The sequence below is a fragment of the Lachnoclostridium phytofermentans ISDg genome (assembly GCF_000018685.1).
GTDB lineage: Bacteria > Bacillota > Clostridia > Lachnospirales > Lachnospiraceae > Lachnoclostridium > Lachnoclostridium phytofermentans.
Genome location: NC_010001.1, coordinates 2192222 through 2219138 on the forward strand (window position 1 = coordinate 2192222; position 26917 = coordinate 2219138).

The 26917-nt window shown below is 35.1% G+C and carries 23 protein-coding genes; 15 read left to right on the forward strand and 8 right to left on the reverse strand.

What is annotated here, in order from left to right; genetic code table 11:
* Positions 1-87 precede the first annotated feature (87 nt).
* Entirely contained in the window at positions 88-528 is a 441-nt protein-coding gene (locus CPHY_RS09215) for a hypothetical protein (RefSeq protein WP_012199802.1), read from the forward strand.
* 107 nt (positions 529-635) lie between these two features.
* On the opposite strand, the gene CPHY_RS09220 is transcribed toward CPHY_RS09215, so the two are convergent.
* From CPHY_RS09220 to CPHY_RS09235, 4 genes are all read right to left on the reverse strand, one after another.
* On the reverse strand, positions 636-1442 hold the full coding sequence (locus tag CPHY_RS09220) for a sirohydrochlorin cobaltochelatase (protein ID WP_012199803.1): 807 nt from the start codon (positions 1440-1442) through the stop codon (positions 636-638).
* A gap of 270 nt (positions 1443-1712) precedes the next feature.
* The gene (locus CPHY_RS09225) at positions 1713-2747 is read right to left on the reverse strand and encodes a YeiH family protein (RefSeq protein ID WP_012199804.1); all 1035 of its coding nucleotides are present in this window, start codon (positions 2745-2747) and stop codon (positions 1713-1715) included.
* A 98-nt stretch (positions 2748-2845) separates the two neighbouring features.
* Positions 2846-3799, reverse strand: a complete 954-nt coding sequence (locus tag CPHY_RS09230; RefSeq protein WP_012199805.1) for a nitrate/sulfite reductase — start codon at positions 3797-3799, stop codon at positions 2846-2848.
* A gap of 161 nt (positions 3800-3960) precedes the next feature.
* A complete protein-coding gene (locus CPHY_RS09235) occupies positions 3961-5580 on the reverse strand; it encodes an FAD-dependent oxidoreductase (RefSeq protein ID WP_012199806.1) in 1620 nt (539 codons plus the stop codon).
* 189 nt (positions 5581-5769) lie between these two features.
* Here CPHY_RS09235 and CPHY_RS09240 point away from each other — a divergent pair, with 189 nt between their 5' ends.
* From CPHY_RS09240 to CPHY_RS09290, 11 genes are all read left to right on the forward strand, one after another.
* Positions 5770-6678 (forward strand): LysR family transcriptional regulator, encoded by a 909-nt coding sequence (locus CPHY_RS09240; protein WP_012199807.1) that lies wholly within the window; start codon positions 5770-5772, stop codon positions 6676-6678.
* Positions 6679-7159: 481 nt separating this feature from the next.
* Positions 7160-8401, forward strand: a complete 1242-nt coding sequence (gene hemA / locus CPHY_RS09245) for a glutamyl-tRNA reductase (RefSeq protein ID WP_012199808.1) — start codon at positions 7160-7162, stop codon at positions 8399-8401.
* A 48-nt stretch (positions 8402-8449) separates the two neighbouring features.
* On the forward strand, positions 8450-8905 hold the full coding sequence (locus CPHY_RS09250; RefSeq protein ID WP_012199809.1) for a precorrin-2 dehydrogenase/sirohydrochlorin ferrochelatase family protein: 456 nt from the start codon (positions 8450-8452) through the stop codon (positions 8903-8905).
* A 55-nt stretch (positions 8906-8960) separates the two neighbouring features.
* Positions 8961-9866 carry a hydroxymethylbilane synthase gene (gene hemC, locus CPHY_RS09255; RefSeq protein ID WP_012199810.1) on the forward strand — a complete coding sequence of 302 codons (906 nt, stop codon included), beginning with the start codon at positions 8961-8963 and terminating at the stop codon, positions 9864-9866.
* A complete protein-coding gene (gene cobA / locus CPHY_RS09260) occupies positions 9863-11356 on the forward strand; it encodes a uroporphyrinogen-III C-methyltransferase (protein WP_012199811.1) in 1494 nt (497 codons plus the stop codon). The genes hemC and cobA overlap by 4 nt, the downstream gene beginning before the upstream one ends.
* 187 nt (positions 11357-11543) lie before the next feature.
* Positions 11544-12527: a porphobilinogen synthase gene (hemB, locus tag CPHY_RS09265; RefSeq protein WP_012199812.1), complete on the forward strand. Its 984-nt coding sequence runs from the start codon at positions 11544-11546 to the stop codon at positions 12525-12527.
* Complete coding sequence (hemL, locus tag CPHY_RS09270; protein WP_012199813.1) at positions 12527-13807, forward strand: glutamate-1-semialdehyde 2,1-aminomutase; 1281 nt, start codon at positions 12527-12529, stop codon at positions 13805-13807. Before hemB ends, hemL begins: the two co-directional genes overlap by 1 nt.
* Positions 13808-14188: 381 nt before the next feature.
* Positions 14189-14656: a helix-turn-helix domain-containing protein gene (locus CPHY_RS09275; RefSeq protein ID WP_012199814.1), complete on the forward strand. Its 468-nt coding sequence runs from the start codon at positions 14189-14191 to the stop codon at positions 14654-14656.
* 40 nt (positions 14657-14696) lie between these two features.
* The gene (locus CPHY_RS09280; RefSeq protein ID WP_012199815.1) at positions 14697-15062 is read left to right on the forward strand and encodes a DUF4180 domain-containing protein; all 366 of its coding nucleotides are present in this window, start codon (positions 14697-14699) and stop codon (positions 15060-15062) included.
* A 495-nt stretch (positions 15063-15557) separates the two neighbouring features.
* Positions 15558-16946, forward strand: coding sequence for a carbohydrate ABC transporter substrate-binding protein (locus tag CPHY_RS09285; RefSeq protein WP_012199816.1), 1389 nt, complete (start codon positions 15558-15560; stop codon positions 16944-16946).
* A gap of 73 nt (positions 16947-17019) precedes the next feature.
* Positions 17020-17799: an SDR family NAD(P)-dependent oxidoreductase gene (locus CPHY_RS09290; protein WP_012199817.1), complete on the forward strand. Its 780-nt coding sequence runs from the start codon at positions 17020-17022 to the stop codon at positions 17797-17799.
* A gap of 137 nt (positions 17800-17936) precedes the next feature.
* Here CPHY_RS09290 and CPHY_RS09295 read toward each other — a convergent pair whose 3' ends face one another.
* Together CPHY_RS09295 and CPHY_RS21945 are read right to left on the reverse strand one after the other, a co-directional pair.
* On the reverse strand, positions 17937-18122 hold the full coding sequence (locus CPHY_RS09295; protein ID WP_041703432.1) for a hypothetical protein: 186 nt from the start codon (positions 18120-18122) through the stop codon (positions 17937-17939).
* A gap of 371 nt (positions 18123-18493) precedes the next feature.
* Complete coding sequence (locus CPHY_RS21945) at positions 18494-19183, reverse strand: hypothetical protein (RefSeq protein ID WP_012199818.1); 690 nt, start codon at positions 19181-19183, stop codon at positions 18494-18496.
* 680 nt (positions 19184-19863) lie between these two features.
* Between CPHY_RS21945 and CPHY_RS09305 the strand changes: the two genes are divergently transcribed.
* The 3 genes from CPHY_RS09305 (at position 19864) to CPHY_RS09315 (ending at position 22076) form a co-directional block, all read left to right on the forward strand.
* Positions 19864-20556, forward strand: coding sequence for an MBL fold metallo-hydrolase (locus tag CPHY_RS09305; protein WP_012199819.1), 693 nt, complete (start codon positions 19864-19866; stop codon positions 20554-20556).
* A gap of 252 nt (positions 20557-20808) precedes the next feature.
* Positions 20809-21321: a ferritin family protein gene (locus CPHY_RS09310; protein WP_012199820.1), complete on the forward strand. Its 513-nt coding sequence runs from the start codon at positions 20809-20811 to the stop codon at positions 21319-21321.
* 257 nt (positions 21322-21578) lie between these two features.
* A complete protein-coding gene (locus CPHY_RS09315) occupies positions 21579-22076 on the forward strand; it encodes a Csac_0668 family 2Fe-2S cluster-binding (seleno)protein (protein WP_012199821.1) in 498 nt (165 codons plus the stop codon).
* 145 nt (positions 22077-22221) lie between these two features.
* Here CPHY_RS09315 and CPHY_RS21230 read toward each other — a convergent pair whose 3' ends face one another.
* Both CPHY_RS21230 and CPHY_RS20775 read right to left on the reverse strand, forming a co-directional pair.
* Positions 22222-23877, reverse strand: coding sequence for a chitobiase/beta-hexosaminidase C-terminal domain-containing protein (locus CPHY_RS21230; protein ID WP_012199822.1), 1656 nt, complete (start codon positions 23875-23877; stop codon positions 22222-22224).
* A 232-nt stretch (positions 23878-24109) separates the two neighbouring features.
* Positions 24110-26068 (reverse strand): glycosyl hydrolase family 18 protein, encoded by a 1959-nt coding sequence (locus CPHY_RS20775; protein ID WP_012199823.1) that lies wholly within the window; start codon positions 26066-26068, stop codon positions 24110-24112.
* Between the last annotated feature and the right edge of the window lie 849 nt (positions 26069-26917).

Below are 26917 nucleotides of genomic sequence, written 5' to 3' on the forward strand. Positions count from 1 at the left end.
TTTTAGTTAGTGTGTCATTTTTATCTATAAATATGCTTGACTTAAATTATAATAAAAAATGTATTTTAGAGCAAACTAATATCGGAGGTGTTTATTATAAATGGAAATGTTGAATTTTTAAATTATATTCATCAAAATGCAGAAATGGGCAAAGATACAATAAATCAATTAATTGGAATTTCGCAAGATGAAGAGTATAAAAAAATGCTCCGGTCTCAGTTGCAAGAGTATAATATGATTTATGATAGTACAGATAAAAAATTGAAGGAACTTAATAAAGAAGCCAAGGATATCAATGCTTTCTCAAAGGTTTCCACTTATGTTATGGTTAATTTTAAAACACTGACGAATAAATCTCCTTCTCATATTTCTGAGATGTTAATTCAAGGGAGTACTATGGGCATTATAGATATAACAAAGAAGTTAAAAGAATACGCTGATGCAGACGAAGAAATACTTGCCCTGGCAAATAAACTATTGCAACTTGAACAAAATAATGTGGAAGAATGCAAAAAGTATCTTCAATGAAATGATTTTATGAAGAGTGATTTAATTAAGAAAGTATATGGAATCTGCGATAAGTATAACGTTATATTAAAGGGAAATATTAAAAATTGCGGCAATTTACTTGTATATTATTTGCCCACTATTGCAAAAGTACATTGTTCTATTATGATTTGCAGCTGTTCTATAAATAGTTGTTGAATTAAAGGCTCATTTCCAAGACCTGATAGAACACAGTCTACTTTGAAACCAGCTATAGTTAAAACAGAATATAAAGATTCTTGATGCTTGCCGGCCATGTCGTGAAAGACATGATAACCTGCAAGCATTAATAATGGAACTAAACGTATATATTTTATATCTCTTTTATGTAATGTGGCAATAAAGTCTTCTATATCTGAAAGAAAGTCAAGAGTTAAAACAAAATAATTTATGTGATGATTTTTATGAAAATATGTCTCAAGTTCATTGTAATAAGTACTTGATGAGTGGGAACTACCATGCCCTAAGAATACAATAACCTCATCATTATGGTGAATTGGATATAGGGTTGCAAGTGACGAGGTAATGGATTCATAGCATTCCTTCGTAGCCAGTAATGGTGTACAAATGTTAATCTCATGAAATAAATGTTGATAATCAGCTAGAGTTTGTTGCATTTTAAGAAAGCTATGACCAGGTAGGAGAAATGTTGGTAGGATATAAAGTGTAGTTATTTTATTATAATGTAGCTGCTCTAATACGTGAAAGAGAAAAGGAAAAACCGTAGAATCCTTATCCTGAGCATGGCTAATGATTGCCGGATATACAGCGTAATCCTGAAAGGCTGATTCTAATTGTTTTTGCAGTCTCATGACAAAGTTATTATCAGTTCTTAAAGAACTTGCGCCATAACTTACAATTAAAATTGCTTTCTTTTGTTGATTTAGGTTATTCATAGTGATTAGGCTCCTTTACTACTAAAATAAATTGAAAGTTGACTATAAGCTACAACTTAAATAATTTTGATTATTAAGTTAAAAAAGAATTATTTACAAGTTAAAAAAAATTGTTTCTAGTCTAAAAAAGTAATATTTCTAAGCTGAATAAAGACATATTTCTAAGCTAAAAAAAGACATTTTAATGCAAGCTGCATGATATTATAATTTTATATGATAATAGGGTATCAGACAAAGAACATTAAAATGTCTTTCTTAGTATTAATTATGTTAGCCAATAAATCCTTTAAATAAATGAATAAATATCATAGAGGAAGTAGCAACAGCTAACCAAGTACATCCACCAAGAATAATTGGCCTAATTCCTTTTGTTAATAATTCTTTAAATTTAATCTTAAATCCCACCCCTGCTAATGCTATGGTAATAAATAATTTATAACCGGTTTTTAAGTACTTGTCTAGTCCTTTAACTAAGTCGAATAAACCGACTGTGTTTAAAACTGCCATGATTAAAAAGCCAAGGATAAACCAAGGGAATACTTTTAGTACAGTTTTTGAAATACTTGTTTGTTCTGCATTTGCAGCATTATTCTTAGATTGCTGACGAATTGTGATTACAGTGAAGATAACTGCTAATGCAATGAGCATAGTAGTACGAGTAAGTTTAACTGTAATTGCAAGGTTTAAGTCTAAACCGTTTATTGCATTATATGTAGCTTCCGATGCTGCAACACTTGAGGTATCATTGATTGCAGTGCCTGCAAGGAAGCCAAATTGATTCGGAGTTAAATTAAGTGCACCTGCTAAGTATGGGTATAATAGGGCCGCCAAAATATCAAAAAGAAAGATCGCTGTCATCGCGTAAGCAATCTCAGTTTCCTTTGCTTTAATAATAGAGGCGAGAGTGGCAATAGCAGTTCCGCCACAGATACAAGTTCCTCCACCAACTAAAGTACAAGTATTCCAAGATTGTTTTAATTGTTTACCTACTAAATATGCTACGGTAAAGGATAAGCAAATATTAATAATGATTAATGGAAGAGCTTTCGCACCAAATCCTAAGATTTGAGTGAAGTTAAGTGTTCCACCTGCAAGGATGATACCTAAGTTAAGGCACTTTTTACCCGCAAAGGTTGTACCTTTTTTAAAGTCCTTGTCTATGTTTGGTAAAATATTAACAAGAAGCATACCGATAAATAGACCAATCATTGGAGCACCTATAATATTTTGAAGTTTACCAAGGTAAGTTGCTATGATTGCAATAACAATGCAAGTTCCAACTGCTAAGTATGATTTTTTGTTCATAATGTGTATTTTCCCTTCTATACTGTGAATTATTTAACAATACAACCCGAAATAATAACCGAGTAGAGTGAAACTCTATCGGTTATTAAAAGCCTATATTAGCAAGTTGCTCCACCTACTAAGTGAAGTTTAGCGTCTAATATTTCTTGTTTACGGTCTAATAAATCGTTAGTGTATAACTGAGCTTGAATATTTTCAAAGCCGATTCGAGCAATCGTATCAGATAAACGCTCTCCGGTCTTACCTTGTTCTCTATAAAGAAGAATTGTTTTTTCAATCATATTTAAAGCTTCCTCTTTGCTGGTGAATACACGATCAAGAGAAACTCCGTGTGCTACTTTTTTACCCCATCTGCCACCAATGTAAATCTTATATCCGTTTACACCATCTTCGATACAATCAAAGTGGCATTTGCCGACACAGCGGCCACAGTTGTTACATGCATCTTTATCAAGAGAAAGAACATCATCTTCTAAAGTTGCAGCAGACATAGGGCAAGATTCTACAACGGAACATTTTTTACAGCTATTACAGCTATCTTCATCATAGTTAGGAATTAATTGACCGATAATGCCTAAGTCGTTTAAATCTGGCTTTACACAGTTATTAGGGCAGCCACCTACAGCAATTTTAAATTTGTGAGGTAATTTTACACTAGCATAACCATTGTAGAAACGCTCGTGAATTTCTTCTGAAAGTGCAAATGTATCAATAAGACCATATTGGCAAGTAGTTCCTTTACAGGATACAACCGGACGTACTTTAGAACCGGTACCACCGGTAACAAGTCCTTCTTTTGCAATATATTCACGGAACTTCTCAATGTTATCGTAATGAACACCTTGGCATTCAATTGTTAATCTTGTTGTTAAAGTAACGATACCGTTTCCATAAAGTTCAGTTGCTTCAGATAAGCATTTGTTTTGGGCTGTAGTAATTTTACCATTAACAGTAATAATTCTTGCTGAAAAGTTATCAGTTCCTTTGTTTCTAAGAAACCCAAGGGCCTTTACTCTTTTTTCATCTTCTGCAGTTACTTTTAATTGTGTCATGTTTTCCCTCCGTAAAATTATTAATTTTAGCCTCTATGCTGCGACAATCTTTTAGGAGCAGCTAATGGCTCAAGTTTGGCGTAGCACAAACTTTGCGAGTGAAAGATTAAAAATCTTTTCACACTTAAAATCATGCCTGCTTAGTAGGCACTTATCTAAACTTAAATTGAATTAAATATAGATCCACCCTCAAGAACCAGAGTATTTGTATATCCGAAATGTTTCAGACGATTTTGTAATAAATAAGCTCTTTTACCTTTGGAGCAGACTAGTAAGAGTTTATCATCCAATGCATAGTCTGCGACTTTACCTGTTACCTTCGTTAAATCCAGATGAGGAGCACCTGTAATGGATGGGTTAAGAGAGGCATCTATTAATTGGTAGCCTTCCGCCTTGTCCGCCATATAGTCTGCTGGAGTCATACTATTGAATGCACCACTAATTTTATTTAAAAGAATATTTACCGTATGAGATAATGGATGAATAGCTGTAGAGAATGGAGGTGCGTATGCTAAATCCATGTCCACAATATCTTCTAAAGTTGCCTTCATTGTAAGAGCAGTAACTGCGATATCAATCATTTTATCGACATTACCTTTACCAAGTACTTGAAGGCCTAATAATTTCTTTGTTGCTCTATCAGCAACCATTTTTACTATAAAGTAAGATGCCTGTGGATAGTAGTGTGCTTTATCATCTACAACAGTGACAACACTGACAGCGTCATAGCCAGATTCCATAGCCGCTTTTTCTGTTAAACCAGTTCTTCCTACATTTAATTCAGGTAATTTACAAACACCGGTTCCAAGTACACCGCGATAGGAGATGCTACCTCCGGCTATATTTCTAGCGACAATACGTCCCTCAATATTAGCGGAAGAACCCATAGGGGACCAGGCGCTTTCTTTCGTTAATGCATTGGATACGCAAGCACAGTCTCCAACTGCATAGATATCAGGATCGTTTGTCATAAGATATTCATTTACCTTAATCGTCTGATTTTTCATTAATTCTAAACCGGTGTCTACGGCAAAGGATGTGTTAGCACGAATACCCATTGCAAGAATTACTGCATCACATTTGATCGCACGTTTTTCGGTTTGAACTTTCTCTACTTTCCCATCACCAAGAATAGCTTCTAATCTGGTATTCGTCATTGCCATAATAACATGATCGGCCAAATGATTTTCAACATAATCTGCAAATTCAGGGTCAAAACCAGGTAAGATATGGTCTGCCATATCGAGTACAGATACGCGTACACCTTGGATGCTTAAGTTTTCAGCAACTTCAAGGCCAATAAAACCACCACCTACAACCACTGCGCGTTTCATCTTTCCTGCTTCCACCGCTTCGCGAAGACCAATGGCATCTTCAGGAGTTCTCATGTAATATACACCATCTAAATTAACGCCTTCAATCGCTGGTTTGATTGGGCTAGCACCCGAAGCAATTACTAACTTGTCATAAGAATATGTAGATAATTCGTTTGTTGTTAGACTCTTTGCTTCCACAGTTTTTTGATCTCTGTTAATTTTGATAACTTCCGTCTCAGTCAATACGGTAGCACCAGTTAATGCTGAAAAACTAGCTGGTGTGTTGACTATTAATTGCTCACGTTGTTCAATAACGTTACCAACATAGTAAGGTAAACCACAACCAGCGTAAGAAATATCTTTGCTTTTGGTCAAAATGGTCACGTCATAATCGCGGTTCTCACGTTTTAACTTTGCTGCAACTTTAGTACCTGCGGCAACGCCGCCAATGATTAAAATCTTCACAGTTACACCATCCTTTGTTTATTATTTAACATTCTTATAATATAGCACTTGTTTTAACATAAGGAAAGTGATAAAATCTAATCTAAGTCATAGGTAAAACCTATGGTAAGATAAAATTAAAATTAATATTTTTAATAAAATTTAGGTTTTTAAGAGAACTAAATATAACGAATGTAAAGAGGTAATTCCATGACAATACGCCATTTAAGAATATTTAACGAAGTAGCACAAAGCGGGAAGATGAGCATTGCTGCGGCTAAATTTTATGTATCTCAGCCAACCGTAAGCCAAGCAATTAAGGAATTAGAAGAACATTATGGGGTACTATTATTTGAACGGTTATCAAAAAAACTACATATAACAGAAAAGGGAAGACAGTTGCTTTCCTATTCTAAGCAAGTAGTAGAACAATTTGATTTTTTAGAAAGTAAAATGTTTGAAACAACAGGGTACGAGAAGCTTAAAGTTGGTTCTACAATTACGGTTGGAAGCTGTCTCATAAATGATATATTAAATTCATATCAAGAGTTAAACAATGAAGTTGATGTATATTCCTATGTAAACAACACGCATAATATTGAAGAGAAGCTATTGAATTCTGAGTTAGATATTGGTCTTGTAGAGGGTAGAGTAAAAAGCTCGGATTTAGTGTCAATCCCTGCTGTTGACGATTACCTAGTTTTAGTATGTAGTGCGAATCACTCTTTTGCTAAGAAAAAAAGCTTTACATCAAAGGATTTAGCTGGTGAAAAATTTGTGATGCGAGAAGAAGGTAGCGGAACTAGGGAGTTATTTGAAAACTATTTAGATGAGCAGGGCGTATCCATAAATGTTAGTATGGTTGCAAATTGTCCCACAGCAATGGTACGATCTGTGATTGATAATCAATGTTTGGCTGTATTATCGATTCGACTTGTAGATGAGTATGTTAAAAGTGGTAGTATTGTTGTAATTAAAAATAGAGATACAACCTGGAATCGTTCCTTTAGTATTGTATATCATAAAAATAAGTTTATTTCTAAGCATATGGATGAATTCATTAATCTTGTTAAAAAGTATAAAAATTCTGATATCTTTAATCTTATCTTAGAGCAGTAAGAATGGTTCGGGTGTCATAATTCTATATAAGTTGTAGAATAGGGCTGTTGCAAAAACATGAAAACTACATTGCGAAAAGAATTCTCATATTTCATAACGTGGAAATGAGAATTCTTTTTGCATCTTAGTAATAAATATATTGAAACAGGCTTTATTAATTTACTTGGAGGTTTATGAAACTCGAACCTACCTAAAATTTACTTGGTGGTTTATGAGACTGTATACAATTTACCTGGTGGTTTATGACACCCGACCTGCCTAAAAATTTTCTTGGTGACTTAAGATACCTAATCCTGTTAATAAAATAACATAGGTAAATCTTATGAATGTCTTAGGAGATTCTTATTTGTAACAATTTAAGTGCTGTGTTATGTTAACTGTAATAAAAATTATAAAGAATTATGAAGTTTTTTTCTTAAAAGAATCCGATAATTAGGAGTTTCGTAATTCATAAGTGGAATGAAAAAGTGAGGATATAAAAATGAATATCAGCATGGTGGGGATTGATTATAATACCGCAAGTATCGAAGATAGAGAGCATTTTACTCTAACATCGGACAAACAATTAGAAATTGCAAAAATAATAAAAGAGACGTATCATGCGAGCGGTTGTATCATATTATCTACCTGCAATCGAACAGAAATTTGGTTTAGCGAATTGGGTACCTCGGAAGCAGAGTGCTTTCATCAGTTAGTACTTGGAGAAAATGCGAAAGAGACTATGCGTAGTATTTGTGTCTGCAGGCAGGGGGATGAGGCAGTAACATACTTAATGGAATTAGGTTGCGGTATTCACTCTCAGATATTTGGTGAGGATCAGATTTTGACTCAATTAAAGCAAGCTCTGCAGCAAGCAAGAGATTATCAATATGTAGACTCCGTCTTAGAATGTTTATTTCGAACGGCGATTACCGCCGCAAAAAAAGTAAAAACAAGTATTCAAATCGCAAAGGGCAATACTTCCCTGCCTCAAACCATTGTAGAACAACTTGAAAAAGAACAGGGAGATTTATTGGGAAAATCTTGTTTGGTAATTGGTAATGGAGAAATGGGCCGTCTAATGACTGAAAAATTATTAGAGAAGAAGTGTAAAGTATGGATGACCCTTCGCCAATATAAAAAAAGCAAAGCAATCATTCCAGAAGGTAGTGGAGTGGTATTATATGATGAGAGATATGAACATATTGCGGTCATGGATTATATTTTTAGTGCTACAAAAAGCCATCATTTTACTATAAATAAAAGTATGTTTGAAAATATTAGGCTAAAAGGAAAGACCTATTGTCTTATTGATTTGGCAATTCCAAGAGATATTGAGCCAAGTGTTGAAGAGCTTAGCGATGTAACTGTATACAATATGGATTACTTTTGTCAGGAAGTAAATGATAGAGAAAAAGAGTTAGAAGAAACAAGGGAACTGTTATCTGAGTATGTAAATGAATTTAAACAGTGGTATCAATTCCGCAATCTTGTATCAACGGTGGATGACATTAGTAATATTGTGAGTGACATTACGGATGCTAAGTTAACAAAAGTCTATAAATCAATTGATTTATCTAGGGAACAACAAGAACTATTGCAATCTAATGTTCAAATGGCTGCTAAAAAGGCAGTATCTAAGATTATTTTCGGACTTCGTGATGTCTTACAGATTGACCAATGTGAAGAAGTGCTACAAGCTTTGGAACAATCAGCTATGAACTGTACGGATTCTGTTAAGTAATCATACTTCGTAATTACCTAAGGATGTAAATAAGATAGGAGGATCGGTTTGAGATTTCCAGTATTTATAGATTTACAGAATAGAAAGATCGTTGTAATTGGCGGTGGAAACATAGCCTTAAGAAGAATACAAGCACTGCTTTTGTTTGATGGGGAGATAACGGTTATTGCACCGCATTTGCATGAAGAGTTACTGGATTTATTTCATAACCAAAAGATCGTTTGGTCACAAAAGGAATATGAAACGGGTGATTGTGAACAAGGATATATGGTTTTAGCATGCACCAATGATAGAAGAGTTAATTACTCTGTTTATTTAGAAACAAAAGGAATGAATTGCTACCGAAATATTTGTGATTGTAAGGAAGAGAGTAATTTCTATTTTCCAGGCATCGCAGTAAAGGGAGAGGTTGTAGTTGGAATCACTGCCAGCGGTACGAATCATCATTTGGCAAAAAATGTGACAAGAAAAATACAACAGGATCTAGAGACAATAATGAGGTAAAGTGACAAAACAAAGCTGACCAAAGTTACAGGCTTAGAAAGGCGTGGTAATTAATATGAAAAAGCAAAAAATCGTGGTGGGTAGTCGAGATAGTAAATTAGCTGTAATGCAGACGGAATTAATTATGCACGAGATTAATCGCAATAACCCGGAAATAGAGTTAGAGTTAGTTACGCTAAAGACTACCGGTGACTTAATACTAGATCAAAGTTTAGATAAGATTGGGGGAAAAGGTCTCTTTGTTAAGGAATTAGACCTAGCATTACTAGATGGCAGAATTGATATAGCAGTTCATAGTTTAAAGGATATGCCAATGGAAGAGAACAAAGAACTACCGATTGTGGCATTACCAAAGCGCGGGGATGCGAGAGATGTATTAGTGTTGCCAAAAGGATGTGAATTCATTGAATATGAAGATATGAACTTATACTATCAAAATATCGGATCTTCTAGTGCAAGGAGAAAGTTACAAATACAAAAATTATTGCCAAGTGCTGGTACTAGCGGTGTTCGCGGCAATGTTATTACAAGACTGGACAAATTAGACAGAGGAGAGTATACTTCTTTGATTTTAGCAGCAGCAGGGTTACAAAGAGTTGGCTTACCACATCGTATCAGTCATTATTTTTCAGTGGAAGAGATGATTCCGGCAGCAGGTCAAGGTATACTGTCCATTCAAGCTAGGAGAGATTTAAATGTTGATTTCCTAGAAAATATCAAGGATGCTAATACAACATACGCTTCCTTAGCAGAGAGAAGCTTTGTCCGCACCTTAGATGGGGGTTGTTCTTCACCAATCGCAGCATATGCAGCAGTAGAAGGGGAAGAATTGAAGTTAGTCGGCTTATATTATAATGAGAAAACAACAGAACATAGAGTTGCCACAGTTGTAGACCACAAGGAAAGAGCAGAAAGAGTCGGAGAACAATTGGCATTACGCTTAAGAGGTGAGATTGGATGATGGCAGGAAAAGTGTGGTTAGTTGGTGCAGGGCCGTCAGACCCTGGATTGCTCACGATAAAAGGAAAAGCTGTTTTAGAGCAAGCGGAAGTAGTGGTATATGATCAGTTGGTAGGAGATGGAATTCTTTGTATGATACCAAAGTCTGCAAAGAAGATAAATGTTGGTAAATATGCAGGAAATCATACGGTAGTACAAGAGCGTATTAATGAGATTCTATTAGAAGAGGCTTTGGAAGGTAAAAGGGTAGTAAGGTTAAAAGGCGGTGATCCTTTCTTATTTGGTAGAGGAGGAGAGGAGCTTGAGTTACTTTGTGAACATGGTATTCCTTATGAGATTGTACCAGGCATAACATCTGCAATCTCTGTACCTGCCTATGCGGGGATACCAGTGACTCATCGTGATTTTACCTCATCCTTACATATTATTACCGGACATAGAAAGAAAGGATGTAAAGAATCCATAGATTATAAAAGTTTAGTAGCTCTTGGAGATACAACGCTTGTGTTTTTAATGGGTGTTGCTGCATTATTCGATATTTGCAGAGGATTAATTGATGCAGGAATGGATCAAGCTACACCGGCTGCAATATTAGAACGTGGCACTACTGCAAAGCAAAGAAAGATTATTGCAAACCTGGCTACGTTACCTGAGGAAGCAAACAATCAGAACATAGGCACACCTGGTATTATTGTAGTAGGTAAAGTGTGTTCGCTTTCTCAAACCTTTGCCTGGGCAGAAAAGAGATTACTTGGCGGGGTAAGAGTAGTTGTAACAAGACCAAAAGATAAAGTATCTTCACTAGCAACGAAACTTTATGATCTTGGAGCAGAGGTAGTAATGTTATCTGGAACTTATACAAAACCAATTGAGGATAATACCCAGTTGATCGAGGTGCTTGATACAATCCAGGATAATAAATGGATTCTATTTGCAAGCGAAGTGGCGGTAGATATTTTCTTTGATTGTTTATGGCAGCAGCAGATTGACATTCGAAGCTTATGGAATTGTCATTTTGCAGCTGTAGGACCTACGACCCGAAAGGCAATAGAGAAAAGAGGTATTCGTGTAGACTATATGCCAGAGAAATATTATGGAATGGAACTGGCAAAAGGAATTGAAGCGATGGCTAAACCACAGGATAAAGTGCTTGTACTAATACCGAAAGAAACAGATAGCGAACTTGCTAATTATTTATCCACTACAAAGGTAAATATGAAGGCTGTTCCGGTGTATGAAATTGTCTATGAGGATAATGAGCAAGTAAATATAGAGGAATCAGATATTGTAACATTTACAAGTGCTTCTACAGTTCGAAGTTTTGTTAATACAATGAAAGATATAGATTTTCATAAGGTTCAAGCAGTATGTATTGGAGAGCTAACAGCAAAAGAAGCAGCTTTCTATGGAATGAAAATTAATGTTGCAAAAGAAGCTACTATTGATAGTTTAATTGAGAGTGTTATAGAAATAAACAAGAGAGAATTGTGAGAAGAAATTCTAGGGCACCTTAATACGGTGCCGAAGAACTTCTAAATCTCACACAGAAGTTTGTGGCTGCGTAATCCTCGGCACAAACTTCCAGCCTACTACTAAGCAGACTTGTTTTCAAAAATTTACGCAGAGGGAACTGTAAAATAGTTCCCTTAGCATTGGAAATATGGAGGATTAATGTAATATGGAATTATTAAAACGTCCAAGAAGATTAAGAACAAATCCATTGATTCGAACAATGACAAGGGAAACTAGGATGGATGCCTCATCCTTGATTTATCCTATGTTTGTGAAAGATGGAAATGGTATTAAGGAAGAAATACCATCAATGGAAAATCAATATCGCTATAGCGTAGATATGCTTCCGAAAGCTCTTTATGAAGCAGCAGATGCTGGAGTTAAGAGTGTAATGCTCTTTGGAATACCTGACAGTAAGGATGAATGTGGAAGTGGAGCCTATGCGGAGGATGGAATTGTTCAAAGAGCATTAAGAATTGCAAAAAGAGAATGTCCAGATATGTACCTTATAACAGATGTATGTATGTGTGAATATACATCTCATGGTCATTGCGGCATATTAAAGGGTGACACGGTTGATAATGACGCCACTCTGCCATATTTAGCAAATATTGCGTTATCACATGTTGCCGCCGGTGCTGATATGGTAGCACCTTCAGATATGATGGATGGAAGAATCAATGAGATTCGTACCTTACTTGATAAAAACGGTTATATAGATACACCAATTATGTCTTATGCTGTAAAATACAGCTCTGCTTTTTATGGTCCATTTCGTGAAGCTGCTGGTTCGGCACCCGCATTTGGAGACCGAAAAAGCTATCAAATGGATTATCACAACAGAAAAGAAGCTTTAAAAGAAGCTTTACTGGATGTAGAAGAAGGTGCAGATATTATCATGGTGAAACCTGCGCTATCCTATCTTGATATTATTCGTGAGGTTGCTAATGAGATCACGTTACCGGTGGCCGCTTATAGTGTAAGTGGAGAATATGCCATGATTAAAGCTGCTGCAAATTGCGGATATATAGATGAAGATAGTATCGTTTGCGAATCCGCTACAAGTATATATCGTGCTGGATCGAATATTTTAATAACTTATTATGCAAAAGAATTGGCTAAATTTATTAAGGATGGGAGAATTGGATAATGACAAAATCAGAACAACTATTTGAACGAGCAGTAAAACATCTTCCAGGTGGAGTAAACAGTCCGGTACGAGCATTTTTATCAGTAGGCGGTAGTCCGCGTTTTATTGAGTCAGCAGATGGGGCTTATATCTATGATGTAGATGGAAATAAATATATTGATTATATAAATTCATGGGGGCCGATGATTTTAGGTCATAATCATGAAGTGATTCGTACAGCAGTAATAGAAGCTGCACAAAAAGGGTTAAGTTATGGCGCGGCTACAGAGGCTGAAGTTGAAATGGCAGAACTATTATGTGAAATTGTTCCATGCTTTGAAATGGTACGAATGGTAAACTCTGGAACGGAAGCCGTAATGAGTGCCATTCGAGCTGCAAGAGGATATACAAAAAGAAATAAAATTATTAAATTCGAAGGTTGCTATCATGGTCATAGTGATGGATTATTAGTAAAAGCAGGATCCGGGGTTATGGTCGCGGGTATTCCAGATAGTATGGGAGTTCCAAGTAATTGTGTAAAAGACACATTACAAGCAAAATATAATAATTTAGATAGTGTTATAGAATTATTTAAACAGAATAAGGATGAAATTGCTGCTATTATTGTAGAACCAGTGGCTGCTAATATGGGAGTTGTATTACCCGAAGAGGGATTTTTGGAAGGCCTTAGAGAGTTGTGTACGAAACATGGAGCACTTCTAATTTTTGACGAAGTAATTACAGGTTTTCGTCTTTCTTTAAGTGGAGCACAAGGTTATTATAATATAATACCAGACTTAGCTACCTTTGGGAAAATTATAGGCGGTGGTATGCCAGTGGGTTGCTATGGTGGACGACGTGAAATTATGGAAATGGTTGCTCCAGTTGGTCCGGTATATCAAGCAGGAACCTTAAGTGGAAATCCAGTAGCTATGGCAGCAGGCATGGCTCAGCTTAAGTACTTAAAGGAACATCCAGAGGTATATACGAAGATTAATGAACTAGGGGAGTATTTTAGAAATAAAGTAAATGAATTATTTGATAAGTATAATATAAAGTATCAAGTGTCTGGGGTAGGTTCATTAGCATGTATTTTCTTTGCTGATTCAAGGGTTACGGATTACGAAACAGCAAAGCTTGCTGATACAAAGGAATTTGCTAGATATTTTAGATTTATGTTAGAACATGGAATCTATATAGCACCTGCTCAATTTGAGGCAATGTTCTTTTCTAATGCTCACACTTATCAGGATATTGAGGATACTCTTCTTGTTATTGAGCAGTATTTAAAGATTCAATAAATCAATGAGTAATCAACAAATCAATGAGTAATCAACAAATAATTAAGATAAACTTAAGTATGCCATGAAGTCTATTGTAAATGGTAACTATGTTCATGGGACATATGGATACCAACTCCTTTTGCTTAGAGAAGTTTCAGAGAAGTTGTTAAAAGAAGTTGCTAATAGAAAACAGTAATTATTCAAAAAGAGAATAATAGAAATCCACTAGAATTGAGGACATGAGAGTGACAACTTTCATGTCCTTTTTTTAGGTAGAGGCTAATATTGTTGACAAATAAAATTACTTAAAGTATAATAAAGTTAAATAAAGTGTAACAAAAAACAATAATATATATCAAAATACAATATTCTAATTGATCCATGAAGGGGTAATTTTATATGGAAGATAAATTTTATACTATTAATCAAGTTGCAGAAATTCTAGATATGCACCACAAAACAATAAGAAATTTCATATCAAATGGTAAACTTAGAGCAAGTAAAGTCGGAAAGCAGTGGAGAGTATCCGATGATGATTTAAACTCCTTTATGAAAAATAGTAAAGACCAGAGAGAGGGAGAACAAGTTATTGAATTTTCCTCCAATGAGACATTCTCCAAGACTGTAAAGAGAAAAATCAATGTATCAACGGTTTTAGATATTGAGGAAATAGATAAAGGACAATATATGAGGATATCGAATACTCTTCTTGCCGTTATGAATAGCAAAGACCCCGAGATGCAGAATTCAACGTTAAATGTGAAGTATTACGAAAAGGATAATAAATTGAAGGTGTTGCTTTGGGGTGAAGTAAAATTCATGGAAGAGATGCTTAGTGTAATATCTCTACTTGTAGATAGAAAATAAACCAATAATCATTACGGCGTTTGAAAGGGGATTTAAAATTATGGATATTAAAACAATAATAAGAAATAACATAGCAATAGCATTGGTTAACAGTGAGGATCAACTAATAACTGATGTTCAGTCTGCTCTTGATTTGATAATGACTGTAAATTATGAAACAGGTAGTAATCGGATAATTCTAAATAAATCAACCATAACAGAAGATTTTTTTAAACTAAGCACTTGTCTTGCAGGAGAAATACTTCAAAAGTTTATTAATTATGATGTGAAAGTGGCTATTACCGGAGACTTCTCCATCTATACAAGCAAGCCATTAAAAGATCTCATGTATGAAAGTAATCATGGAAAGGATTTATTTTTTGTTTCCACAGAGGATGAGGCAATTGAGAGATTAACATCTGTTTAATGTAACTAAAAAATTGATTAATATAACAGATTCGTTTTCCAATGAAGGTTTTTTACATGAAACGTATCGTAAGCATAATTTTCTGTAATTGTAAGTAGCAATATCGATAGTCCTTTACACCTGAGAAGAGTTATTGAGAGAAGAAAAATTAATAATTTGCGACCTTGTAGAAAAAGATATAATTTCTTTATACAGGGTCCTTTTTTGTTTGACATTTTTAATTATTCATTTTGTAATTGCCTCTTATATGTGAATTCACGTTTCCAAATCGTTATTTGCCCTAAGTTTGTAACGGAAGTTGCTCATAATATCCTTTAAATATAAGCTTTTTCCACTCTCTGTTTTTATAAGACCTAATATGGGCATGAAAAAATTAATGTTGGGTATATTATCCTTATTAACAGTGCTTAGTTTTTTCTTCATAAATTTAAATACAACAGTAAACTCATTAAGTGCTAGCAAATATACATATATAGCCTAAAGGAGGAAACATATATGAAAAAAACAAGTCGTATCTTATTAGTACTTGCATTGGTGATTAGTTTATTCGCTGGTTGTGGTAAAAAAAATACAACAGGTGAAGGTACAACACCAGCTCCTACCGCAGGACCTACGAATGAGGCTTCCAAAGAGACCCCTACAGAAAGCCCAAAGCAAAATGTTACAATAAAAGTAGCAGCAATCGAGACAGCTTATGGTGCTGACATGTGGACAAAAGTTTGTGCAGCATTTGAAGCAAAAACTGGCATTAAAGTTGAACTTACAACCGACAAGTTACTAGAGGATGTGATTGGTGCAGGAATGAAGGCTGGTGATTATCCAGATGTTGTGCATTTAGCAACGGGACGTCCAGCAGCGTTAACAGAGACTTTAATAAAAGAGAATGGCTTAGAAGAACTTACTGATGTTTTAAATATGACAGTTCCAGGAGAAGACAAGAAGGTTAAAGATAAGATTGCTGGTGGATTTACAGAATCATCTTTAACAAATCCTTATAACAATGGAAAGACATACATGGCACCGATGTTCTACAGCCCATGTGGTTTATTCTATAACAAAGGCTTATTCGCAGAAAAAGGCTGGACAGTTCCAACTACTTGGGATGAAATGTGGGCATTAGGAGATAAAGCAAAAGCAGAAGGTATCGCATTATTTGCTTATCCAACTGCAGGTTATTTTGATGCATTCTTCTATGCACTTCTTTATGAAGTAGGCGGTGCAGATTTCTTTACAAAAGCGACCACATATACAGAAGGGATCTGGGATACTCCAGAAGCAAACAAGGCATTTGACATTGTTGCTAAATTAGCATCTTATACTGAAAAATCAGTTCCATCTAACGCTAATAACGATAATTACCTTAAGAATCAGCAGTTAATCTTAAATAACAAGGCTTTATTTATGCCAAATGGTACTTGGGTTGTTGGTGAAATGAAGGATGCTCCTCGTGCAAAAGGTTTTGAATGGGGATTTACAGCCCTTCCAGCAATCGCTAAGGGTGAAGATTCCTATTCCTTTACATGGTTCGAGCAGATATGGATTCCAGTAGCTGCAGCGCATAAAGATGCAGCAAAACAATTTGTAGCATTTATGTATTCTGATGAAGCTGCTAAGATTTTCGCAGAGTCCGGTGCTATTCAACCAATCGTTGGTTTTGCTAAAAAATTAGAAGGTGACAACAAGTTATTCTACAGTATCTACGATAACGGTGCAAAAGCTGCTTTAGGTGGTTTTGCAGCGACAGAACCAGTAGAAGGTGTAAATTTTGCTGATACCGTATTTGGAACAGTAAACTCCTTAGTAAGTGGAGATAAAACAAAAGCCCAGTGGATTGACTTAATTAAAAAAGATAGTGACTTGCTACGTGCTGCATTAAAAAAATAAATACAGTAAGTGAGTAAAGAGATTGGCTATAGTTATAGTCAATCTCTTCTTTACTTAATAAAGGAGTAAAATTATGAGTAAAAAGAAAATTGCAATTATAACTGGTGCTAATAGTGGATTGGGTAAGGAGTTTCTAAAGTTATTGAATAATGAAAAGGATATAGCGGAAGTTTGGGCAATCGCAAGAAACAAAGAGCGATTAGATCAATTAGTTACTGAATTTGGGAGCAAGATAAAAGTTTTTTCAAAAGATTTATCAAAATTAGAGGAGATAAAGGAACTTAAAGATTTTTTGAAGAAAGAAGACGTATGTATAAAATACCTTATAAATAATGCAGGATTTGCTAAGTTTTGTTCCTATAATGACCTCAGTATCGATGTATCTCTTAATATGATTGACTTAAATATTAGTGCTGTTGTGGCAATGGGACTAATATGTATTCCATACATGAAAAAAGGTAGTCACATCATAAATATTGCTTCTCAGGCGTCATTCCAACCATTACCATATCAGAACATTTATAGCTCAACCAAAGCATTTGTAAGAAATTATACCAGAGCATTAAATATTGAACTTAAAGAGAAAGAAATTAATGCAATTGCCGTATGTCCAGGTTGGATGATAACGGGGTTGTTTGACAGAGGGGTGATTGGAGCAGAAAAAGGTACCAATAATTTCGCTGGTATGGTATCACCAGATCTTGTTGCTAAAAAAGCATTAAAAGATGCTAAGAAAAATAAAGATATTTCTGTCTATGGTATTTATACAAAATTCAGTCACTTATTGGCAAAGTTATTACCACAAAAGATGATGATGCAGGTTTGGCTAAAACAGCAGCATATTAAAAATTAAGAACAAAAAAAAGACTTCCGGAGCGATGATCGTGCTGTCGGAACGAAGATGCGATTGGTTTGAGCCTAATTCAATTGGGTGAACTACGCGGATCAGCAAAATAGCCTTTGCGAAGTTCACCACGGTTATAAAACACTTCATTTCGTTACGATAGATTGAACGTAATTAAGCATTTCATTTTTTGACTGTATTGTTTGAGTATGGTCTACAATCTGCTGTTGTGCTTCCGCAGATAAAGAGAAAAAATGATCCATTGCATTATATTGTTCGAGTGCTAAACCAAGACCTACCGGTAAATCCGCGCCACTAGTATACTTTACCATTTTAATAACCAGCCTTTCCAAAGCTTGCAGACCCAGTTTTTAGCGTTTTTATACTTAAACTGATTGTGAGCTGCCTACGCTTCTAAAATTATAATTATTTATAGACAGGTAGACTATAAATAATTATAAGGGATAAGATACAATATATTATTTTGCTTTTTCTCTAAAATATTCGTGGCCTATATAAAACCACAAACATATGAAAAGTGGAAAAAGAAGAATTTTAAGAATAATATCAGCAAACGAGAAAATATGATCTATGATAAGGAAAAGGATGCGTATACCTTTCATAATGAAAAGCGGCTAAAACCAACTGGAATGATAAATAGAACGGCTTTAATCTATTAATACAAAGCAGAACTTTTATTAATTTAATCAACTACTTTTTTTAGCTCAAAACATGTTGCTTCTAATAGTAGGATAAGTCTATCATGATTAACAACAAAAAAAGATACAGGTATACTAAGACCATGTTCAGTAGAAGACAGGTAAACTTCTAACCATTTTACTTCATCATTTACATTTAAACCTGGCAGATCTATTTTAAATAGTCTATAAAAAGAATCTGAGTTATAGCATATTGTGCTTATATCATAGAGAGGATCTCTTGTTATGTATTGATAAACATCATAGTTTTTAAGCTCCATTGATGAAAATAAGTCTTCTTTGATTATAATCTTATCATCAATAACTTTTTGCCCAGTTGGATATTCAGAAGCATCATTATATGAATTTGCAAATCCTAAAAGTTTCTCAACTTGCCAAGTTCCATAGAGGAAAATTTCCGTTTCATTGTGCAAATTCATTTGTCCTTTAAATGGTTTAGATGTATTAATTGGAATAATAGAATTATCCGTTTCCGTTTCAGGCTCACTAGAAATATTTGTTTGATTGTTTTCTGCATTTTCCACGTTATCATTTGAAGTAGTTGTATCCATAATATCTTGAGTTGGTGTCATAGTGTCTGCATTTGATTCACTTGACTGAGATTTTTTTTTACAACTAATATTAATAAAACAACATGAAATTATGATCATGTAAAAAAGTGATTTTTTAAACATAAAAATTCCTCTTTTCATTTAAGAAATAGACTTATTAAGATAGACCACTCTCTTTTACTTTATAGTCTATATAATAAATTGTCAATAGAAGTTTACAGTAACCAGTTTTTATGATTGGTGGCTGATTCAGTTATCAGGAGTGCCCTAAAGGAATTGTTACTCTATACAGTTTTGTTGGATCTATAGTATTTCATTAATGTAGAGTAAAATTATTGAGAAGAGATTGCAGTTCTAATAATTATGTGATATTGATGTCAAGGAATTTAAAATATTCTTTGAGTTTACGGCCAATATTTAGTATTATATAGAAGAATCATTGAAAAATCAGCTATGTAACATGCAATGCAATTGTAATGCGACATTAAGAAACTGAAACTTGATGGAGGGTTTTCGATAGTAACCAGACAATCGATTTCAAGATGGAAATCAAAGGACTGTATCCTTAAGGATGTGGATGAAGACTGGGTATTCTTAGATGTTGAAAAATCCGGTATTCAAAAGTTGATAAGAATTAAACCATTAAGGGAATACAATTAAATAACGAGAGATATTAACAAAAGAGATGAAAGGCTGAAGAGATGAAAGGCTGAAGAGATTATGTATTACATAACCTTTTCCAATTCTGTGTCGATTAACAGTTTAAAAATAAGTTATAAAAGAACAAAGTGAGGAATTTATATATGAATAAAGTAATAGTTTTAGATCTGAAATTCAAATTTGGTGAAATGGAGGATGTTATATATCCAACTGTTTTAATTGATGATACGAATATGATCTTAATTGACTGCGGATATACCGGTTTTCTTCCTATTATTGAACAGGAAATGGAGAAAAACAAGCTTAATTGTGCAGATTTGACCCATGTTTTGATTACGCATCAAGATCATGATCATATGGGGGCATTATATGATTTAAAGCAGAAATATCCGCATATAAAGGTTATTGCAAGTAAAAAGGAATCACCATATATTTCTGGTAGAATTAAGAATTTGCGATTGAAGCAAGCAGAAGAAATGCAGCCTTATTTACCTGAAGAACAAAAGGCTTTTGGTTTGGCGTTTTGTAACATTCTAAAAAGTGTTCAACCTGTTGAAGTGGATTTTGAAGTCCAAGATGGAGATTATTTTGATTGGTGTGGGGGTTGTACGATCCTTGAGACACCAGGACATACACCAGGACATATTTCTGTTTATGTTAATCAGAAGAAAATTATCATTACAGGGGATGCAGCAGTAATTGAAAATGGAGAGATTGTGATTGCAAACCCCCAATATACATTAGATCCAAAAGAAGCCGAAGTATCACTAAAAAAAATAATGAAATATGATGCAAAAAAAATTATCTGCTACCATGGTGGTATCTTTATTTTTTAAACTAACTGATTATATATGTCCTTAAATATTACCAGGTATATGGGCATCTTAATGTATAATCAAGACATCGTCGAAAGAAAAAAAATTACGAACTTATTGACCAGTTTCTTCCGCTTGCCTAGAATATAATTACTGGTTGAAATACATCTTTTTTATATTTTTATACTTCCTCCATTGAGTGCGAACATAGTTGATTATTGAAGAATAGTATATTATGTACACCAATTTAGAAGCTATATATAGGAGGAATATATGAGTTACACTAATCCATATGGTCAGCCGCAAGGAATTGCGTCTCTTGATACGAATAAATTAAGGGAGATATTAATAGGTGAAATTGATGCGATAAACGGTTATGAAAATCACATTGCAAATTCAAATATGGAAGACATCAATGCTGCTTGGAGAAGCATCGTGGGAGATGAAAAAAAACACTATGGTATGATTCTTACTTTGATTCGCAAATATGACCCTGCACAATTTCAAGCATACACAGATCATATTGGTGATAAATTAGGCCCTAAATCACCGATTCAAACATATACGCCAAACTACGATAAGCAGATTATCTTAAATAATGTAAGAGAAGACGTAAAAGGCGAACTTGAAGCGGTTATCCTATATGAACAGCATTTAGATGAAATCCCCTATAGTGATGTCAAGTATGCATTATATTCAATAATTAATGAAGAAAAGGGGCATGCCGAGCACTTAACACAGCTGTTATTAAAATATGATATACAAAAATATAACGGACTGGAATAAAAATATTTATCTAGTGAAATCTGAATGCTGTATATCAAGTAGTAAGTATAGAAAGAAGATTAAATGAGAGGAAGGGGAGGCTTGTAATAGCAATTCCTTTCCTTTTATAGTTATATATGATAAACTTTTTAATATGGTTTTTCATCGGACAAGTTGTGCATCGATTACCAAGAAATAACTAATAAAAAAGAATGGAAGTAATATTTTCACTTGTTAAGCTATAGAGATGAGAAAATAAATGAAAAGAGGACAAAATAGTGGAAAAAGAAACTGCTAATAAATGTTGTTGTGGAAGTTCAATGCAATCTTCTTGCCAGACACAAAATAATAATTTGTGTTCTGTATGTGGAAAGCAGGGCACACTTGTAAAAAATTTTACAGTAAAGCATATGGTACTTGACGAGTTAATGGAGCAAGTCGGTGATAATGATTATTTTTTATGCATGGACGAAGAATGTAGTATTACTTATTATGATACACAAGCTAATATCAATTTTAATAAACAACAAGTAAAAGTACCAATATGGTTTAAAGCAGACGCTAATCCTAAGTATGTTTGTTACTGCAGTAAAGTAACAGAGGAACAAGTAATAGATGCTGTTTTAAAAGACGGCGCCGAAAATATGGAAGATGTCTTAAAAATCACCGGAGCAATGAAAAATTCACAATGTCAGAAAAACAATCCATTGGGAAAGTGTTGCCATCAGATTATACAGGATGCTATAGATAAAGGACTAGCTATGAAAAATGATTAATTCTAATGTTAAATAGTTTATGTTATTACAGGATATCGAGAAGTAATACAATACATACTTCTTATCTGTTTTAGGAAAATTAGCACCATCCGTTAGACGGATGGTGCTAATTTTATGGCGCCATGTATGGTGCATAGCTTACTGATTACGGAAGAGTCTTTAATTTTGCACCAACTGTATTGGAAAAATCATAATTATTGCTGGCATCCCAATTGATGGACCAGGTCATTGCACCACGTAGTGTAGGGTATGTCTTAGGTGGTTTATAAGAACCACCGTTGGTACCTTTTGTAAGGCAATCAAGAGCTGCATTTACAACACTTGGTGCAACATAGCCGCTACCAGCTCCCTTTGTGGAAGCAGGCAATCCAAGACCAACCTGATCGGGACGTAGTCCATTTTCTAGTTGAATAGCTGCCAAAGCAGTTATGAAATCCACAGAGCCTTGGGAGTATACCTTGCCATCCTGACCTAACATACTACCGGAGTTATAGTACTGAGTATTCACAACAGTTAAAATATCCTTGATATTCAATGCTACCTGGAAATAACCTGAGTTTACAGACTGCATGTCAAGAGTCTGAGGGGCCATTGTAATAATTAGTCCAGAACCAGCTTTTGTGGATAGTTGGCGTAATGCAGAAGTCATGTAGGTTGCATTGATTCCGTTTTCTAAGTCAATATCTACACCGTCAAATCCGTATTTTACCATGAGTGCATATACACTGTTAGCAAAATTAGTAGCTGAGGTCGTATTATTTACACTTACAGTACCGGTTTCACCACCTACAGAAATGATTACCTTCTGGCCCTTTGCCTTAGCTGCTGCTATGTCATTGATAAATTGCTGTTCGGTATAGCCGCCTAACTTAGAAGCAAGATTAGAATCCAGTTTAAAAGTAACTTCACCGGCAGTGGTTGTTGCTTCAGCAAAAGCTATTGCAATTATATTGTAGCTTTGTGGAACATCACTGATTTTTAAACACTTAGCGCCGTTATCAAAATTCTGCCAGTAACCAGTCAGGATGTGAGTAGGAAGACCTGTTTGGTTCTTTGATATTGTATATGTTGCACTTGCGACAGCGGAATCTTTCAGATTGGAAGCTGTTGCATAGGTTTTAATTGTAGTAGTTGCTGTAACTGCTATCGCACCGGTATATACCTTTGAAGTTGATACAGGAGTGGTGCCATCTGTAGTATATCGAATTGTTGCATTACTTGTTGCACAGGTAAGGACAACATCAATGTTTCCATAATAGGTTCCTTCCGCTACAGAAAATACAGGAGTTGCTACAGTATCGTTTTTATTTATGGTATAAGTGGAAGTAGCTGTTTGAGAATCATTCATGCCAGAGAGGAAAGCCTTTGCTTTTACTGTGGTTGTGGATGCAACCAAGATAGCTCCGCTATAGACAGTAGAAGAAGAGGTAGGCTCACTGCCATTCAAGGTATAGCGGATAGTACTACCGGAAGTCGAACAGGTAATTGTTACGCTTTGCGAGGCAGTATAGGTTCCACCCGCCGGGTTAAATGCAGGTGTAGCTACGGTTTGCGTAGTCCCACCGCTATATAATGACCATAGTGCAGGAACTACTGGAGGTTCCCAACCTGTAAGTGCTGTGTGTGATTGGATACATTGGTAGTTGTTGTTTCCATAGGATACAATATCACCAGCTTTATATGCAGTACCTGCTTGCCAGGTTGGATAAGCTGCCTTAACGACTGCATTGGATGATAGGGTAAATACCATAACAAACACTAATATGATGGCGATTGCTTTTAATGATTTTATTCTATTCATATAAATCCTCCATTCTGTTGCAATACTGCGAATTTGGGCGATAGCACAAATTCATGTTACACTACTATCTCTTTCTAAGGAAGCTGCCTTAATTAGGCAGCTCCGCCTTGATTATACTTACTTTAATAACAATGCCTTTTCATATCTTACAACTTTGGGTGCAAGTATCATATGTGCACATTGAATTGGAAGGTAATTCAATATGTCAACAGGATTTGTTTCTCGCAACTCGCTATTGTACTAAACCCCACAATGCTGGTACCACATCAGGGGTCCAGCCAGCCAAAGCTGTATGTGGCTGGATACATTTATAGGTCTTTCCGCTATAGGTTACCAGATCACCTGCTTTATAAGCTGTTCCAATTGTCCAAGCAGTTATTTGTGTAGAGCTGATTGTATAGGTTTGTGTGACCGTAGAGGAGCTAGTCATACCGGTCATAAATGCCTTAGCCTTTATGGTTGTAGTGGAACTTACCGTAATAGGAGAAGAGTATAAAGCAGAGGTAGCTGTAGGTTCCGTACCATCTGTAGTATAACGAATTTCCGCTCCTTGGGTTGCACAGGTAATGGTTACCGTCTGAGCACTTGAATAAGTTCCTCCCGCTGGGCTAAATACCGGTGTTGCTACTGTCTGGGTATTACCTATTGTATAAACAACCGTTGTTGTTAACGAGCTGTTCATACCACTCTTAAATGCTTTTGCTTTTAAGGTTGTTGTAGTATTTACTGTAAGAGCAGAAGAGTAAAGAGCAGAAGAAGCCGTAGGTTCGGTACCGTCTTTAGTATAACGAATTTCAGCTCCGGAAGTTGCACAGGTAATAGTCACTGTCTGAGCATTAGTGTAAGTACCACCTGCCGGACTAAATACTGGTGTTGCTACTGTCTGTGTTGTACTACCAATTAATTTCTGGAAAGCAAGTGTTGTTAATTCAAAATTACTGGTATCCCCTGAGATTTCCCATACAATTAAACCGCCATATCCGTTACTGTTAATATAATCACATCTTGCACTTAAGGAAGTGGTATCTTCATAGCTAAGTACAATTCCCTGAGATGCGTTATATAACCAAGGCGTCTTTGCATAGGTGTCGTCGCGATATTTCACAAATCCATTTTGGTTCTCCATGGTCTTTAAGGTGAAATAAGGATATTGCCCACCTGGTGATTGTGGATTATCCCAGGTACCGGTTGCTGCTCCAGTTGCATTTGCATACATCCCGTTGACTCCACCAGTAACACCTTTCCATCCTCTGGAATAATAAGGGGAACCTACCAACAGTTTCTCGGCAGGAATCTTATATACCTGCTGTAAGGTCTTCATAGCGGAGTCCGTATTATACCTGTTCTTAATGTCAACAGGTGAAGTAGGACAAGGGTCATTAGGATTTGCATAGAGTGGAGACTGATGATTTGTTGTATTTTCCCATGCCCCGTGCATATCGTAGGTCATAACATTTATGAAGTCCAGATACTGGGCATAGATATCTGGTTCCTGCAGGGCAAGCTTGTCATAACCGGAAGGAGCAGCTATCGTTAACAACTTACCGTTTAAGCCATTGTTATTATATGCCTGACGTATTTCACGTAGTAAAGAGGTGAAATTCTGCTTATCCTCCGGTCCTCCTGGGCAGCCTCTGTCATAGGAATCGTTAGGATCTGGTGCCCTATTAATGCCAGGATATTCCCAATCAAGATCAACGCCATCGATAAACGGATATTTTCTCAGAAGATCAATAACACTCTGGATAAAAACCGCTCTGGTGGAAGTAGTAGCAGCCATTGCATGGAAATTTTGACCTCTTGTCCAACCACCAACGGATACGATTACTTTTACATTCGGATAGAGATTCTTATAATATTTATACTCTCCGAAATGTCCTCTTAATTGATTAGTATCCCACCCTTCGGAATGATCCATCATCTTATCAAAGTCAGCGAAGGAATCTGTTGATGCCAGTTTAAAGGAAGAATCTACCTCAAAAAAGGCATGGTTTATTACTGTAACCTTGTCCCATGGAATCATACCAACGGTCATAGTGCGATGGGCACTATTATAGATTCCCCAGTTCGGGAAGTAAGCAACGATGTTCTTTCCTGTAGCAGCCTTTACAATACCTGTACCGGCAGGTATCATTGTTATTAGCAATGCTAATGACAATATTACCCCTATAATCTTTTTAAAACGTTTCATAATAATTCCCCTTTCTTCTTATTTATACTCATCATGGCAGTTAAGCTTCCCGATAATTCCTGATAAAAAAACTCAGGTCCATCCACCCCTCCTTTCCTAATCGAATATTGGACGCTATAAACTGCCAGGTAAGCCGATATAAATGCTGTCCGCCTTAATTGTCATTTCTCAGAATAAAATGAAAGCCGTCTCATTATAACAACGGTTCAAGCAGAAAAATCTAGTCAGAAATCAGCATATTAATATCCTAATAACGCACTTTTTTCAATAAGAGTCTTTTGGGAAAATAATATTCATTATGAAATTATATAGTTATTTTGTCTTGAATTTAAATTGAATGCAAATAGAGTATTTACGAGCAGTAATTAAGAAAACCTGCAGCTAAGTAATCTATAATAATTAACCATCTATCCTTTTCATTAGAGTCTTTCGATACACATATTCTCTCTTTAGGATTTGTCTTTTACAAGGCTAAGAAATATAAAAGTCGCTGCCGATCATAGAAGTATCACATCTACAAAAATATTTTTGATTTGAGTATATTATAGTACGCATCTATTAAAAAGTAATTGTTTAAAATTGTTATTTATGGACAATACTTGGTAAAAATTTACAGATGTGAATTTTAGGTGATTAATTCGTACTAATTTTGAAAAATCCACAAGAGCAAATGAGATATAAGTAATAAATCAATAGGAACTAATTTATCTCGGTATTTAGATGATAATAATAGTCGAAAAATGAAAATATAAGAAACTTCATTAAAAATATATATTGAAGATTTTTCTGAAGCTATATCCACGAATTGTATTGACTTATGAAGCATAGTTGTATATTTTAGATTTACAG

Coding starts and splice junctions, on each gene's coding strand:
- CPHY_RS09220 (WP_012199803.1), bottom strand. CDS start 1,442: ATGAATAACCTAAATCAACAAAAGAAAGCAATTTTAATTGTAAGTTAT.
- CPHY_RS09225 (WP_012199804.1), bottom strand. CDS start 2,747: ATGAACAAAAAATCATACTTAGCAGTTGGAACTTGCATTGTTATTGCA.
- CPHY_RS09230 (WP_012199805.1), bottom strand. CDS start 3,799: ATGACACAATTAAAAGTAACTGCAGAAGATGAAAAAAGAGTAAAGGCC.
- CPHY_RS09240 (WP_012199807.1), top strand. CDS start 5,770: ATGACAATACGCCATTTAAGAATATTTAACGAAGTAGCACAAAGCGGG.
- hemA (WP_012199808.1), top strand. CDS start 7,160: ATGAATATCAGCATGGTGGGGATTGATTATAATACCGCAAGTATCGAA.
- hemC (WP_012199810.1), top strand. CDS start 8,961: ATGAAAAAGCAAAAAATCGTGGTGGGTAGTCGAGATAGTAAATTAGCT.
- cobA (WP_012199811.1), top strand. CDS start 9,863: ATGATGGCAGGAAAAGTGTGGTTAGTTGGTGCAGGGCCGTCAGACCCT.
- hemB (WP_012199812.1), top strand. CDS start 11,544: ATGGAATTATTAAAACGTCCAAGAAGATTAAGAACAAATCCATTGATT.
- hemL (WP_012199813.1), top strand. CDS start 12,527: ATGACAAAATCAGAACAACTATTTGAACGAGCAGTAAAACATCTTCCA.
- CPHY_RS09275 (WP_012199814.1), top strand. CDS start 14,189: ATGGAAGATAAATTTTATACTATTAATCAAGTTGCAGAAATTCTAGAT.
- CPHY_RS09280 (WP_012199815.1), top strand. CDS start 14,697: ATGGATATTAAAACAATAATAAGAAATAACATAGCAATAGCATTGGTT.
- CPHY_RS09285 (WP_012199816.1), top strand. CDS start 15,558: ATGAAAAAAACAAGTCGTATCTTATTAGTACTTGCATTGGTGATTAGT.
- CPHY_RS09290 (WP_012199817.1), top strand. CDS start 17,020: ATGAGTAAAAAGAAAATTGCAATTATAACTGGTGCTAATAGTGGATTG.
- CPHY_RS09295 (WP_041703432.1), bottom strand. CDS start 18,122: ATGGTAAAGTATACTAGTGGCGCGGATTTACCGGTAGGTCTTGGTTTA.
- CPHY_RS21945 (WP_012199818.1), bottom strand. CDS start 19,183: ATGTTTAAAAAATCACTTTTTTACATGATCATAATTTCATGTTGTTTT.
- CPHY_RS09305 (WP_012199819.1), top strand. CDS start 19,864: ATGAATAAAGTAATAGTTTTAGATCTGAAATTCAAATTTGGTGAAATG.
- CPHY_RS09310 (WP_012199820.1), top strand. CDS start 20,809: ATGAGTTACACTAATCCATATGGTCAGCCGCAAGGAATTGCGTCTCTT.
- CPHY_RS21230 (WP_012199822.1), bottom strand. CDS start 23,877: ATGAATAGAATAAAATCATTAAAAGCAATCGCCATCATATTAGTGTTT.
- CPHY_RS20775 (WP_012199823.1), bottom strand. CDS start 26,068: ATGAAACGTTTTAAAAAGATTATAGGGGTAATATTGTCATTAGCATTG.